The organism is Gordonia sp. BP-119 (assembly GCF_016924115.1).
Classification (GTDB): domain Bacteria; phylum Actinomycetota; class Actinomycetes; order Mycobacteriales; family Mycobacteriaceae; genus Gordonia; species Gordonia hongkongensis.
Window position 1 is genome coordinate 1 of sequence record NZ_JAFFZF010000070.1, and the last position, 14,169, is coordinate 14,169.

15 protein-coding genes are annotated in these 14,169 nt (G+C 67.4%); 2 read left to right on the forward strand and 13 right to left on the reverse strand.

The genetic code is table 11. The features are described from left to right. Positions 1-301: 301 nt before the first annotated feature. The 10 genes from JW364_RS23210 to JW364_RS23255 form a co-directional block, all read right to left on the reverse strand. Entirely contained in the window at positions 302-1,102 is an 801-nt protein-coding gene (locus tag JW364_RS23210; RefSeq protein ID WP_205334376.1) for a crotonase/enoyl-CoA hydratase family protein, read from the reverse strand. 4 nt (positions 1,103-1,106) lie between these two features. Continuing rightward, the gene (locus JW364_RS23215) at positions 1,107-1,832 is read right to left on the reverse strand and encodes a hypothetical protein (RefSeq protein WP_205334375.1); all 726 of its coding nucleotides are present in this window, start codon (positions 1,830-1,832) and stop codon (positions 1,107-1,109) included. Between the two features lie 55 nt (positions 1,833-1,887). Continuing rightward, positions 1,888-3,006, reverse strand: coding sequence for an FAD-dependent oxidoreductase (locus JW364_RS23220; RefSeq protein WP_205334374.1), 1,119 nt, complete (start codon positions 3,004-3,006; stop codon positions 1,888-1,890). After that, positions 3,003-3,935 carry a DUF1295 domain-containing protein gene (locus tag JW364_RS23225; RefSeq protein ID WP_205334373.1) on the reverse strand — a complete coding sequence of 311 codons (933 nt, stop codon included), beginning with the start codon at positions 3,933-3,935 and terminating at the stop codon, positions 3,003-3,005. Before JW364_RS23225 ends, JW364_RS23220 begins: the two co-directional genes overlap by 4 nt. Next, on the reverse strand, positions 3,935-4,411 hold the full coding sequence (locus tag JW364_RS23230) for a glutathione peroxidase (protein WP_068971370.1): 477 nt from the start codon (positions 4,409-4,411) through the stop codon (positions 3,935-3,937). Before JW364_RS23230 ends, JW364_RS23225 begins: the two co-directional genes overlap by 1 nt. Positions 4,412-4,471: 60 nt before the next feature. Next, on the reverse strand, positions 4,472-5,188 hold the full coding sequence (locus JW364_RS23235; protein WP_058250514.1) for a ferredoxin reductase: 717 nt from the start codon (positions 5,186-5,188) through the stop codon (positions 4,472-4,474). Next, complete coding sequence (locus JW364_RS23240) at positions 5,185-5,781, reverse strand: sulfite oxidase-like oxidoreductase (RefSeq protein WP_058250515.1); 597 nt, start codon at positions 5,779-5,781, stop codon at positions 5,185-5,187. The genes JW364_RS23235 and JW364_RS23240 overlap by 4 nt, the downstream gene beginning before the upstream one ends. A gap of 178 nt (positions 5,782-5,959) precedes the next feature. After that, a complete protein-coding gene (locus JW364_RS23245) occupies positions 5,960-7,303 on the reverse strand; it encodes a permease prefix domain 1-containing protein (protein WP_058250516.1) in 1,344 nt (447 codons plus the stop codon). Further along, on the reverse strand, positions 7,300-7,659 hold the full coding sequence (locus JW364_RS23250; RefSeq protein WP_137810621.1) for a PadR family transcriptional regulator: 360 nt from the start codon (positions 7,657-7,659) through the stop codon (positions 7,300-7,302). The genes JW364_RS23245 and JW364_RS23250 overlap by 4 nt, the downstream gene beginning before the upstream one ends. Before the next feature lie 74 nt (positions 7,660-7,733). Then, positions 7,734-7,937 (reverse strand): DUF2945 domain-containing protein, encoded by a 204-nt coding sequence (locus JW364_RS23255; protein WP_004018570.1) that lies wholly within the window; start codon positions 7,935-7,937, stop codon positions 7,734-7,736. A 97-nt stretch (positions 7,938-8,034) separates the two neighbouring features. On the opposite strand from JW364_RS23255, the gene JW364_RS23260 reads away from it, so the two are divergent. Next, a complete protein-coding gene (locus JW364_RS23260; protein ID WP_159370864.1) occupies positions 8,035-9,000 on the forward strand; it encodes an ABC transporter ATP-binding protein in 966 nt (321 codons plus the stop codon). Positions 9,001-9,004: 4 nt separating this feature from the next. Continuing rightward, a complete protein-coding gene (locus JW364_RS23265) occupies positions 9,005-10,594 on the forward strand; it encodes an ABC transporter permease (protein ID WP_205334372.1) in 1,590 nt (529 codons plus the stop codon). 255 nt (positions 10,595-10,849) lie between these two features. Here the strand turns inward: JW364_RS23265 and JW364_RS23270 are convergent, their stop codons facing one another. The 3 genes from JW364_RS23270 to JW364_RS23280 all read right to left on the reverse strand — a co-directional run bounded on the left by JW364_RS23270 (position 10,850) and on the right by JW364_RS23280 (position 13,950). Then, a complete protein-coding gene (locus JW364_RS23270) occupies positions 10,850-11,710 on the reverse strand; it encodes an LLM class F420-dependent oxidoreductase (protein WP_137811042.1) in 861 nt (286 codons plus the stop codon). 54 nt (positions 11,711-11,764) lie between these two features. Beyond that, positions 11,765-12,652 (reverse strand): hypothetical protein, encoded by an 888-nt coding sequence (locus tag JW364_RS23275; RefSeq protein ID WP_240199524.1) that lies wholly within the window; start codon positions 12,650-12,652, stop codon positions 11,765-11,767. A gap of 104 nt (positions 12,653-12,756) precedes the next feature. Further along, positions 12,757-13,950: a beta-ketoacyl synthase N-terminal-like domain-containing protein gene (locus tag JW364_RS23280; RefSeq protein ID WP_165630030.1), complete on the reverse strand. Its 1,194-nt coding sequence runs from the start codon at positions 13,948-13,950 to the stop codon at positions 12,757-12,759. Positions 13,951-14,169 lie beyond the last annotated feature (219 nt).

The window sequence follows — 14,169 nt, forward strand, 5'->3', positions numbered from 1 at the left end:
ACCCGGCCGGGCCACGGTCTTCGTGTAGAAATCCGACACCGTTTCAGGGTCTCGGAGTGGTCACCGGCCGGGAAGGCTCACACAAACCAGCATCCCCTGCAGGACGCCGATCCACCCCCATTAGGGTTTGGCGACGCATCTCACCAGGACCCTTCGAGGCTCGTCGCTAACGCTCCTCGCACCTCAGGGAGCAGAGGGAGGGCATCGCTTCCACCCCACAGTCCAGCGGTTCGTGGTTCTTTTGGATTAGCGAGCAGAGGTGGCGCAAGAGCGAAAGCGACGAGCCACCAAGGGCATGCGATCACTCCGGGTCGGCGAAGAGCGCTTCGCGTCGCGCCATCCCGGCATGTACCGCCTCCATCTGATTGGGGGATCCCATCAGTCCGACCTGGAGTTCGCTCTCCAGCATCAGCGCCGCGGCCGGATCGGTGCCCGCCCACGATTCGTCGTAGAGACGCTTGGCGGCACGAACCGCGTGCGGCGACTTCGACGCGATCTCGTGCGCGAGATCCAGTGCGGCGGTGAGCGGATCGTCGACGACGCGGGTGACCAGACCGAGTCGTTGGGCCTCGGCGCCGTCGACGATGCGTCCGGTGAACGTGAGTTCCTTTGCCACATCGGCGGACACGAGTCGCGGGAGGGTCTGGGTGATGCCCATATCGGGCACCAGACCCCACTTGACCTCCATGATGGACAGGCGCGCGTCGGGGGTCGAATAGCGGATGTCGGCACCCAGCGCGATCTGCAGGCCACCGCCGAAACAGTTGCCGGTGATGGCCGCGATCACCGGTGCCGGGATGCGGCCCCAGTCCAGTGACACCCGCTGCGCGTGGTTGCCGAGCACGCCAGGCTCCCGTTCCAGCAGCGAGTTCACTCCGCCACCCTGACCCAGGCTCGACACGTCCAGGCCGGAACAGAAACTCTTGCCCGCACCGTGTACCACCACAGCCCGGACGCGGTTGTCCTCGGCGAGGGTGCCCGTCACATCGATGAGGGCCTCGAACATCGCCGGATCGAGCGCGTTGTGTTTGTCGGCTCGGTTGAGCGTCGCTGTGGCGACACCGGCGTCGTCGATGTCCACGACGATCCGCTGCTCGGCCATGTATCTACTTCCGATCTGTTGTGGGCGTGTGTTTGATCTCGCGGAGCTGACGTCCGCGGCGTTGGTAGCGCCAGATGAAGTAGCCGACGCCGATCGCCAGAACGACACCGATGATCACGCCCCAGGCGGTGGCGGCGCGGAAGCCGGGCGCTTCGACGTCGAAGATGCGCTCGCCGGCATGTGCGCCGTTCCCACCGCCGGCGACCACCGTGAGGGTCAGCAGGTTGGGGATCGCGACGAGCACGCCGAGAACGGCGAACATGATCGTCGGGACGTTCTTCATGCGGCTGCGGTTGACGAACGCCAACGTGAAGAACAGCACGGGCAAAAAGGTGCACACGATGCCGAGAACCAGGCCGGTGCCAATGCCGCGGCTGAACGACCCTTCGACGCGCTGCCCGATCTGACCGGCCCACCAGCGCGGCAGGAACGCCTCGAGGATGAAGTAGGTGACGACGAGCAGCGCGGCGATGACGAGCCCGATCACCACCTTCTTCACCACGGAGTTCGCGCGTTCGGCGGCGGTCGGTTTGACCGGGGTCGTCCCATCGGCCGTCGAGTCGATCGGCGCGACGCCGGGCGTGGTTCCGGCGGAATACTGGGAGGCTTCCGGTGGCGGCGCGGCGGGCGGCACCGCGCCCGACGGGTACGCGCCGGAGGGCGTCTGTCCGGGCCCGCCCGGGGTCGGCGGCTGTCCGGATGGATTGGCAGAGAACGGTTCGTTGCTCATGGGCCGAGTGTATGCGCGGACCGCTGCCCGTCCGCCCGGAAAACACCCCGTGCACTCACGGCTTCCGGATGCCGCCGTAGATTCCGCGACGGACGATCCACGGTTGCAGGATCGTGTCGACCGACCACGCCGGGAATCGGAACGGGCGCCCGTTGGGCGCGAACACCTGGAGACCGTCGGCCTGGACACCGAGCACCGAACCCCAGCGCCGCCGTGGGGGAGCGTAGCGCCGCGCACGGCCCGGCCGCCCGGTGAGGTCGGACCGGATGTTGTGTGCGAGCAGACGATCGGCACGATTCCGAGCGGAACTGCGGAGGTCGTCGGTCGCCGCGACGTCGCCGATCGCGTAGACGAGATCCGCACCGGGTACGCGCAGTTCGGCCGTCACGCGCACGAAGCCCGACGGATCCAGCACCTCTCGCGGAAGCCACTCCGTGTTCGGTCTCACCCGGCCGATGGCCCAGAGCACTGCATCGGCCTCCACCGGCGGCTGCCCCGTCGAGAACCACACCGGCCCCGGAGTGATCTCGTCGCAGGCGAATCCGTCGGGCACGACCGCACGATGGCCGCCGTGCACGCCGACGCCGAGCCGGCGCAACCGCGCAAGGACGATGGCCCATGTCCGCGGATGATGCTGCGGTAGAGCACGTTCGCCCGGGTGATACAGGTCGATTCGCTTGCCCGGCCAGGTCTGCGCCAGGTTGGCGGCGGCACTCACCGCCGCCGCACCGCCACCGATCACCGCGATGGTCTCGGCATCGGCGAACCGCGCATGAGCCGAGCGCAACTCGGCGTCGACGTCGGCTTCCGACTGCAGTTCCGGATGTCGCCAGAACCCGTTCCGCACGCCGGTGGAGACGACCAGCGCGTCGAAGCGCTCGACCCTCTCAGAGCCGTTGGCGTCGACGACGGTGACGGTGCGGTCACCGAGGTCGGCACCCGTCAGTGTGCCGTGGACGGTCTGGATGCCGTCGAGTTTCCGAAAGCGCCCGAACGGAATCCGGTAATCGCGCGCCCACGCATCGGGTCGGCTGATCCGCAGCCCGAGTTCCTGGCCGCTGACCAGGCCCGGCTTCGACGAGATGCCCACGACGTCGGCATGCGGGGCGAGATGGATCGCGGTCAGTAGGCCGGAATCACCGAGACCGGCGACGACGACGCGTGGTCGGCTCACGCAGTGACCTGATCCGGCGGATGTGCGGCCGAGCGCGGGGGTCGGGGGACGAAGCGCGGCACCCGGTCGATGACGTCCTGGTATCCGGGACGTCGCTCCAGACTGCGCTTTTCCATCATGGGGATGCTGGCGCCGAGGAACATCGCCAGCATCAGGACCGCGCCCACGAACAGCCACCACCAGTCGCCGGGCGAGGCGGCGAGCCCGAACAGTGCCATCGACACCCAGAACAGGACCTCGCCGAAGTAGTTCGGGTGCCTCGACCACGCCCACACGCCGGTGTCCAGGACGGCGCCCGGTGTCTTACGTGCGGCGAACCGTCGCAGCTGCCCGTCGGCGACGTACTCGAGCGCCGTCGCAGCGAGTCCGACGACGGCCGCAACCGCCGTCAGCCACGCGAGCACGCCGCCGGTATGAGTGACCGTGACGTAGATCGGGATCATGCCGAGAAACACCTGGATGGTGGGGAAGACGTGGATCGCCATCAGGTCGACGGGCAGTTCGGCGCGTCCGGCCCCGGACTTCAGCATCGGGTACCGCCAGTCCTCGTGGTGGAGACCCGGCCAGCCGATCGCCCAGTTCGCGGTCAGACGGATCGCCCAGGCACCGATGACGACGGCGATGACCCAGCAGTGCACCGCGTCGATCCCGACGTCGCCGGCGGCCCACCAGTAGACGAACAGCGCGGGCGGCACGACGCTCCAATAGGCGTCGTAGAAGCTCGAATTCCCGTAGAACCGGCTGAACGCGAAGATCACGAGGGTGGCGAGCAGATCGGCGATCAGGGTGTCGAGCCAGAGGTAGGAGGTGGCCGGACCCCAGATGAGCCAGGCGGCGGCGACCGCGGAGGCCAGCACGTAGGCGATCGTCACGCGGACGAAAGAACCGCTTCGGCTGATGGTGCTGTCGGTGCTCACGGGCGTCCCCATCACAGCTGTTCTTCGATGGATCCGGCGAGTTTCTCCGGCTTGGTCGTCGGCGAGTATCGCGCGACGACGGACCCGTCCCGCCCGATGAGGAACTTGGTGAAGTTCCATTTGATCCGGCCGCCGAGCACGCCGGATTTCTGGTCCCGCAACCACGCGAACAGCGGGTGGGCATCGGGTCCGTTCACATCGACCTTCGCGAACATCGGGAAGGTCACCTCGTAGGTCAGCGAGCAGAAGTTCTTGATCTCCTCCTCGTCGCCCGGCTCCTGGTGCCCGAACTGATCGCACGGGAAGCCGAGCACTCGCAGACCCTTGTCGGCGTAATCCCGGTGCAGTGCCTCCAGACCGCGGTACTGCGGGGTGAACCCGCACTGCGAGGCGGTGTTCACGATGAGCAGGGGAGAGCCCTGGAACTGCGAGAGTTCGACGGGATCGCCGTCGATGCCGGTGGCGGTGAAGTCGTACACAGAGGTCATGCCGCTACGCTACGTGCCGATCAAGCACTTGCTTGGGAAAATCGTCGAAGCGTCCCGGGGTCACTCACCGAATCGCTCGGTCCGGATGCGGGTGCGGTCGTGTCCGGCCTCGACCATCCACTGGGCGCAGTTCTCGACGAACCGGTTCGGGCCGCAGATGAACACGGTCGGCGAGGTCGCCGGATCCATGGTCAGCGCGGCGAGTTCGTCGGCGGTGAGACGTCCCGCGGGCCGCGTCGCGTCGTCGGGTGCCACCCGGGTGTGGATCAGGTGAACATCCATGCGGCGGTGCGCGATCAACTGCCGGATCTCATCCCGGTAGTAGACGCGTTCGGGACTGCGGACCGAGTACACGAGCGAGAAGGGGGTCTGCGGCGCCTCGACCTCGCGGCTGCGGATCATCGACATGAGTGGCGCGATCCCGGAGCCACCGCCGATCAGCTGGACGGGACGGTCGTCGCCGGACGGCCAGGTGAACCAGTATCCGTGCGGATCGCTGATCTCCAACGGGTCGCCGACCTCCACCATGTCGACGAGGTAGGGCGACACCTCACCGTCCTCGAGTCGTTCGACGGTCACCTCGATCGACCGGGTCTCGCGGACGTCGGACAGCGAGTAGGCGCGCGCGGTGGAGTAGCCGTCCTCGGCGGTCAACCGGATGTCGACGTGCTGGCCGGGCAATGCGTGGACGGCCTCGGGGAGGGCGAGGCGCAGGGCTCGCGCGGTGGGGGTGAGGTCGACGACCGCGGTGACCGTCGTGAGATGCCAGGTCGTCACGAGTAGCGCTGTTCGCGCCAGGGGTCGCCATACATGTGGTACCCGCGTTCCTCCCAGAATCCAGGCGCGTCTTCGGCCATGAAACGAAGTCGCCGAACCCATTTGGCGCTCTTCCAGAAGTACAGGTGTGGCACGAGGAGGCGAGCCGGGCCGCCGTGCTCGGCGGACAGGGGTTCGCCGTCGTAGGTGTCGGCGATCCAGCCGCGGCCGTCGACGAGATCGGCGAGCGGCACGTTGGTGGTGTATCCGCCGTGGCAGTGCGCCATCACGAACGGGGCCGGTTCCCACGGCAGCGCCTGCAGCAAGGTGTCGAACGAGACCCCGCGCCACCGGGTGTCGAACTTCGACCACCGTGTGACGCAGTGGATGTCGGTGGTGATGTCGTCGTGCGGCAGTTCCTGGAACTGGTCCCATGTGAACGTGGCGGCCCGGTGGTCCGCGGACTGCACGGCCAGCATCCAGTCGTTCGGGACGATCGCAGGTGTCGGCTCCGCGGACAGGACCGGGAAATCGAGTGTCGTGTACTGGCCGGGAGGGAGACGCCGCGCGTCGCGGTCGCGGCGCCCCACGAACCCTCGGTTGACGATCGCCATGGTCGCGGAGTCTACGCGGCTCGCTTCTATTCGGCCCGCTCGCTCCGCTCCCCGGCGCCGGCATCAATTCGGCCCGCTCGCTTCGCTCCCGGCGCCGGCATCAATTCGGCCCGCTCGCTTCGCTCCCGGCGCCGGCATCAATTCGGCCCGCTCGCTTCGCTCCCGGCGCCGGGTGCGGTCAGGCGAAGTCGAACAGCATCGGTACCACGACGACGACCGCGGCCGCCCAGAGTGCGAACACCGGCAGATAGTCGGTCTGCCACCGCTCCGTCGCATCGAACCCGCGGCGGCGGCGGACGAAACCGAAGAGCAGGTACGCGGCCCACGACAAGTTCACCAGCAGGACGAGATTGAGACCGAGCGCCACCGTCTTGTTGGCCGTGAACCCGAACTCCGCGATCCGCGACGCCATGATCGTCAGCATCACCGCGTCGACCGCGAGCGCAGTCACGACCAGAATCAGCTGCAGGCGGTCAAAGAGCTCCGGGCGTAGATGCGGATCGCGCGCGGAGATCGCGTACAGCAGCAAGCCGAGCACGACCACAAGGATCAGGTCCACCAGGATCAGCAGTTCACGGTCGACGTCCACGACGTCGCCACTGGTCACCATCGCGATCAGCAGCACGACAAGCATCACCGCGGTGACGGGCGTGAAGACCTTGGTCAACACCGGTGCGATGTTCTCGACCACGCTCTGCTTCGCCTCCACCAGCCATGCCGCCAGCAGCACGATGCCGGGCGCGGCGATGGGCGCCAGCCACTGGGAGATCACGGTGTCGACGTCGATGTCGAGCGCACCGAATGCCCCCGCGGTCAGACCGGTGAGGACTCCCGCACCGAGGCCGAGAAGCGTTGCATACACGACCCATTCGCCGGTGAACCGGATGAAGTCCATCCGACGCGGTCCGGACGTCCAGCGGCCGCCGACGTAGGTCACCCCCATGAGGAACCACAGGACGATCGGCGCGTGGATCGCGACGATGGCCTGGGTGGTGCCGTCGTCGACGAACGGGTAGACGTTGACGACGATTCCGGTCACGACGAATGCACCGATCACCGTGAGCGCGGTTCGCGTCGAAACGCGGCGCTTCCAACCGAAATACAGTGCCATGAAAGGAAGTACGAGCAACGCGGCATTGCGGACGAGCACCCATTCCGGCATGACCTCGACGGCGACGCGGACGGTCGTGGCGGCCGCGACGACGAGGCCGATCACGACTCCGAGTTCGTGACGTCGTCGGCCCAGATCGCCGGATGGTTCCGCGGTCAGCACCAGCTGCTTCCACAACCGGTCGGAGTGCTCGCGGGCGAACTCACGCGACAACGCATCGACGCGGCCCATGCGCTTGACGGCGACCAGGAACGCTTCGTCGTCGTCGAGGCCACCGGCGGCGAGGTCGGCGATCTGCCCGCGGAGGTGGTCTTCCATCTCGTCGGCGTCGGTGGTGGCGATGGCTTGGTGTCGGAGAACGTATCCGCGCCATCGGTCGATCTGGCTCTCGAGCTCGGTCTCCGCGGTCATGCCAGGCCCTCCGCGGTCGGCGGCAGGGCGACCGTCCGCCACACCTGGTCGAGCGCGTCGGCCACGACCTCCCACTGCGACCTCCGCTCGGCGAGCGCGGCCAACCCCGATGCCGTGATCGAGTAGTGCTTGCGACGCCGCCCGGTGTCGGCTGCACCCCAGCTCGCCTCGACGTGGCCGGCGCGCTCCAAACGGTGCAGAAGGGGATAGAGCATGCCGTCGGTCCACTCCATCCGACCACCGGACATCTCTCGGACCCGCTTGAGGATGGCGTACCCGTACGACTCGCCCTCGGCGAGAATCCCCAGCACCAGCGGGGTCGCGGACGCGGCCACCAAGTCCTTCTCGATATACATAGCACTCCTATACCTAGAACTGCTAGGAGCATAGCAGTTCTAGGTATAGGAGTCCTCGGACCGGCGTGTGCCGATTACTTCTTCGACAGGGACGACTCCTTGTGGGCGGCCTTCGAGCCCGTCTTCGACGACTTGACGATCCAGTACGGCTCGTCCTCGCTGGCCTTGAACTTCTGCCCCTCGAAGGTGAATTCCTTGGTGCGCTTCTCTTCCGCAGTGCCCTCGGTCTCGCCCTGAGAGGTGTTCCAGCGGACGGTGTCGTTCTTCTTGATCGCCATGGCGGCAGTGTGCCCCGACGGCGTCGACGGTCAAACCTTCTCCGCTGCAAGAGTCGCTGTGGAACGATCATCACGTCGTGTCGAGCCGGAGGTACGCATGAGCGTCGAACGTTCCGAGAACCCGCAGAGAACCGAGCCCGCCATCGACGTCCGGGGTCTGCGTAAGTCGTTCGGTAGGTTCGAGGCGCTTCGCGGACTCGACCTCGAGGTCGCGCGAGGGGAGGTCCACGGCTTCCTCGGGCCCAATGGCGCGGGCAAGTCGACGACGATCCGGGTCCTGCTGGGTCTGTTGCGCGCGGACGGGGGAGAGGTCCGACTCCTCGGCGGCGACCCCTGGCGTGACGTCGTCGAGCTGCACCGCCGGCTGGCGTACGTACCCGGCGACGTCGCGTTGTGGCCGACGATGACCGGCGGGGAGATGATCGATCTGCTCGGCTCGATGCGCGGCGGACTCGACGAGGGGCGCCGGGCCGACCTGGTCTCCAGGTTCGAGCTCGACACGTCCAAACGTGGACGGCAGTACTCCAAGGGAAACCGGCAGAAGGTCGCGATCGTGGCGGCGCTGGCGTCGGACGTAGAGCTGCTCATCCTCGACGAGCCGACGTCGGGCCTGGACCCGTTGATGGAGAACGTCTTCCAGGAGGTCGTGGGGGAGGCCACCGCTCGCGGTACCACCGTGCTGCTGTCGAGTCACATCCTCGCCGAGGCGGAGACCCTGGCGGACCGGCTCAGCATCATCCGCGACGGGGCCGTCGTGGCGACCGGCTCCTTGGCCGAGCTGCGCGGGCACACCCGCACTTCCGTTCGCGCCGAACTGGATTCGGCGCCGAGCCCGGACCTTCTCGCGCAACTGCACAACGCCGAGGTGCACGATATCGATTCGCACGACCACGACTCCGGCGGGCTCCGACTGAGCGCGACCGTGGACTCGGATCAGATCGGTCCGGTGATGTCAGCGCTGACCGCCTGCGGCCTGCGGTCGCTGACGGTCGAACCGCCCTCGCTGGAAAGCCTGTTCCTGTCGCTCTACGAAAAGGCCGACCAGCCGGCAGGGGAGCGGTGAGGCGATGACTGCATCGACGATCGGTACGCCGCCGCTGTTACGGGCCTCCCTGCACCACGAAGGTCGAAGCTTCGCGCCGTGGATCGTCTTGCCCACCGCACTGGCCGTGTCGTCGGTCATCGCCTACCCGTTGCTGTTTCCCGACGCCGCGGAACGCGCCGCGTTCGCCACGACGATCGGCTCGAATCCCGCACTCGGGCTGATCTTCGGACCCGCTTACGACCTGGCCACGGTCGACGGATTCGTCGCGTGGCGCAGCCTCGCGCTGGGCGGTTTCATCGCCGCGCTCGGTGCGATCTTCATCGTGGTCAAAGCCGCACGTGGACAGGAGGATTCCGGCCAGGCCGAACTTCTCGCCGCGGGGGTGCTCGGACGTGCCGCCCGACTGTCGACCGCGTTGATCATGGCCGGCGTGTGCTCGATCGCCATCGGCATCCTGGCGGGTCTGGCGACGTCGCTGTGCGGTGGGGCCTGGGGGTCGTCGTTCCTGCTGGGCGCCGGGTTCACGGTCACCGGTTGGATGTTCGGCGCCATCGCCGCGGTCAGCGCCCAGGTGGGTTCCGACGCCAGGGCCGCCACCACGATCGCCGTGTCTCTGCTCGGCGTCCTGTTCGTGCTGCGCGGGTTTCTGTTCTCGGTGGACGCACCGACGTGGACCACATGGGTCAATCCGCTGGGATGGATTCAGGAGACCAGACCCGCGACCGGCGATCACTGGTGGCCGTTGCTGATCGGCGTCGCGTTCGCGGTCGTCGTCGGTGCAGCGGCTTTCGCATTGCAGCGTGCACGGGATTTCGGTCAGGGACTCATACCGGCCCGGCCGGGCCCGGCACGGGGCCGCATCGGCTCGCCACTGGCGCTGGCGATCCGCCTCAACCGGGCGCCGATCGTCGCGTGGACGGTCGCGTTCGTCGGACTCGGTGTCATCTTCGGCTACTTCACCCGGTCGGTCCGCGGCCTGCTGACCGCGAATCCCGCCATGGCCCAGATCTTCGCCTCCGGCGCGGCGTCGCCCGCGGACCTGGTATCAGCCTTCGTCACAACGATTCTCGGCCTGGTCGGGATCGTCGCATCCGTGGCCGGGGTCCAGATCGTCAATCGCATCCGGACCGAGGAGCTCGACGACCGAGCGGAAGCGGTGCTCGCGACCGGCGTCAGCCGTCCGAGGTACTTCGGCGCCGTCACCGGTGTCGCCCTCGTTGTCTCCGCCGCCCTCGTCACCGTTGCCGGGCTGGTCGTCGGCGTCTTCGCCGCCACGGCCGATCTCGGCCTCGGCTTCGGCGACGTGTTCCTCCAGTCCATCGCCACGATCCCCGCCGTGTGGGCGGTCGTCGGCATCGCCGTCGCCGTCATCGGCGCCCGACCCCGCGTGCGGCCCGCGATCTGGCTGGGCGTCCTGGTGTCTTTCGTGCTCACGATCCTGGGCCCGAGCTTCAAACTCCCGGACTGGGCGCTGGGCTTCAGCCCGTTTCATCACGTACCGGATGTGTCTGCTGCCCAGCCGGATTGGTGGGGACTGGTCTGGGTGGGGGTCGTCGTGGTGCTGCTCGTCGCTCTGGGGTTCGCCGGCTTCCGCCGGCGGGACATCCCGTGACGACGTCGCACCTTACTCATGTGCGAGCCCGACAACTGCTCCCTGAAGTGCGAGCCCAATAACTGGTCCCTGAGGTGCGAGCGAAGCGAGCCACGAAGGGCTCCGCAACCTGTCTCACCAGGCCCTTCGTGGCTCGTCGCTAACGCTCCTCGCACCTCAGGGAGCAGGAGGGTGGCCGCACCTCAGGGAGCAAAGGTTATCTCGTTCCTTCGGATGAGGGAGCAGAGGGTGGCCGCACCTCAAGGACCGTACGCATCACCCCAGCGCCGCCGCGAGACGACGCCACTGCTCGCGCGGGAAGCCCCGGTGGTCGGCTTGGAGAACCTGGACGCACACGTGGTCGGCGCCGGCGGACCGATGCTCATCGATCCGCTTCAGGATCGCCGCGTCGTCGCCCCAGACGATCAGGGCGTCGAACAGGCGGTCGCTCACCGAGCTCAAATCGTCCTCGGAGAACCCGAGGCGCCGAAGGTTGTTCGCGTAGTTCGGCATCGCGAGGTAACCCTTGAGCCACTTGGTGCCGACGGCGCGCGCCTCGTCGCGGTCGGCGGCGAAAATCGCCGTCTGTTCCGGTGCGAGCAGCGGACCGTCGCCGAGGGTCTCCCGGGCGACCTTGGTGTGGTCCGGGGTCACCAGGTAGGGGTGGGCTCCGGCGGTCCGGTCGGCGGACAATTGCAACATCTTCGGCCCGAGGGCGGCCAGTACTCGTGCATCGGCCGGCACCGGCTGCGGTGCCTCGTCCAGACCGTCGAGGAACGCCTTGGTGGTCGCGAGCGGCTTCTGGTAGCGACCGGCTTCCTGGGCGTCGATCAACGGCGCGTGGCTGATCCCGAGGCCCAGGAGGAAGCGAGGACCGAACTGCTCGGTGAGGCGCGCATGCGCGGCCGCGACATCGTGCGGCTCGTGCATCCACATGTTGAGGATGCCGGTGGCGACGATGGCCTTCCGTGTCGCGCCGAGCAGGTTCTCGACCGAGTCGAGCACCGGACCCCCCACATCGGGGATCCAGAGGGCCGTGAATCCCAGGTCGTCGAGCTCGGCAGCCGCTTCGGCGGCCTCCCCGGTGTCTCCGTACCGTAGCGGTGAACTCCAGATTCCTACGCCGTCGAGTTTCATGCCGTCGACACTACCGATCGAGCGATCGGGCCGCGCCGAGGCGTCCGACCCGGGTCAGCTCTGTGTCGGTCGTCCCGCCGTCGCCTCCAGCCGTGCGTCCATGGCGGCCGTCATCCGCTTGAACACGTTGATCGCGACGACGCCCGCGACGATGAGGACGACACCGGCAACTGTCCCGAGGGAGTCGGTGACCAGTCCGGAGATGCCGATCGCGAGAACGTAGATCGGCACCCAACCGAACAGATGCATGATGCTCTCGGGCTTCTCGTCGGTGGCCCACCCCGCACGAACCGCAGCCCGGTAGGTCGCGTAGTCGGGATAGAACTCGGTGAAGGCGATCGCGAAGATCGTGCCGCCGATCTGGATGATCCATCCGGTCCAGAAGTTGTTCGGGTCGTCGAGCACCAGATCGCCGAACGCGCCCGAGATCGCGGCGACGCCGAAGCCGCCGACCCACGCCCAGGTGATGACGTAGTTGATGTGGATGAACAGCGGACTGTCCCAGAATTCTTTCTCGGTGGTCTCCCGCGCGTACTGGAGCGTGAACGGCTGGCGCACAAGGATCGACCCCAGCGCGAAGGAGACCAGCGCGATGTTGGTCATCTCTCCGCCCCAACGCTCCAACCAGTCGATGACGTGGTCGGAGGCGAACAGCGCGATGATCGCCATCGTGCCGAAGTACGTGACGTCGAAGACCTCGAGGAGTTTGACGCTCGTACCGCGCTTGGGGCCACCGATGACCAGGAGGAGTGACAGCGCGAACGCCGAGGCCGCGGCCTCCTCGAATCGACCGGGCCCCGCGAGCAGCGCCATCAGGATCCACGGGGACATGCCCGCGAACGGTGAGTTGAGGAACAGCGTCAAGGCGTGGCGGGCACCCGATGTCGGCGGCGGGTCAGTCCGCGTCGAATCGCCCACCGGAGGATCGGGTTCGTTGCTCATTGCTGAATTGTGGGACGCGACGCGGTATTCCGCAGCATTTCCGGTTCGATGCGGCCCGAGCGGCGAGCCCGGGCCGCATCGAGGTCAGCAGGACGTCACACCATTCACGCATTGGGCGCGAGAACGACCGCCGCGTTGTGTCCGCCCATTCCGAGGGAGGTCTTGAGGGTCAACCCGCTGACCAGATCGGTTCGTCCGTCGAGCAATTGCGGGATGATCGCCTCGGCGACCCGCGGGCTCGCCGGGATCTCGCCCCGCTCGTAGCCGAGTAAAGACGCCGCGAGTTCGACAGCTCCGGCAGCGCCCTGACAGTGACCGGCAAGCGGTTTCACCGAGAACACCTCGGCGTTGGGCACCATCTGCTCGGCGATGGTCGCCTCCGCGCGATCGCACTGGCGGGTCCCCGGCCCGTGCGCATTGAGGTAGCGGATGCTCCCGCCGTCGACGCCGGCCATCGTGAGTGTTTGCTCCACGCACGAACGGACGCCGGTCAGTTCCGGATCGATCGACGTGACGTGGAAGGCGTCGTGGGACATCGACCCGCCCAGCACATCTGCGTAACCGTTGGCGGCACGGTTGGTCATCGTGAACGCGATCGCCGCCTCGCCGAAGGTGAATCCGCGGCTGCCCTCCTGGAACGGGCGGCACGCGTTGAGCGCATCGGTGTCGGTGATGGCGACACCGAGCTGTACGAACATCGCCACGACCTCGGGCCGGGCCGACAGGTCGGTCGCCACCACGACGACGTCGTCGACGAGATCGGAATCGAGCCACGATTTCGCGGTGACGATGGCCGCCGAGCCGGAGGTGCACATGGCCGACACCGTGATCGCGGGTCCGTGGAAGCCGTATTCCTGCATCAGCAGAGACACCGGCGTCGACGGGGTGACCGAGAGGTACTGCCGTCCGGTGTACTGGCCGACGCCGGAGGTGACGATCGGGTACATGTCGAGGTCGCCCAGCACGCAGGCGTGCACGAGTCCCACCCGGGACCCCGGGGTCCAGCCGCGTGCCATCGCGTCCTCGATCGCCTCACGCGCCGCGGCACGCATCGCGCGCGAGAAGCGGGTGCGACCGTCGGACTGCTGCCCACCTTCGGGAACCCGCACGATCCATCCGGGCTCTGCGGTGTCGTCAGACGCCTCGGCACCGGTCGTCTGGCCACCCGTGAACCCGAAACCCTGATGGAGTGCGGCCGCCGACTTGCCGGAGACGAGACCGCTCCAGAGTGCGTCGCGGCCCCAGCCGTACCCCGTGACGGCGCCCAGGCCGGAGATGGTCGAACGTTGAATCGTCATGATCGTGAACTTTCTGTGTGATATGCGATGGGGTGAGATCCATCGCGGCAGCCCTCGTGGGCGACCCGCCCTCAGGATCCCGCGCAAACCCGACATTTGACCAGTTCACGCAGGTATTCGACGCTCGAATACCCAGTTGGCGCACACTTGCATCACGCAGCGCCCATATTTCGAAGCCGCGTGGGGGAGGATGGGCATCGGGGGGATGACGATCGGAGG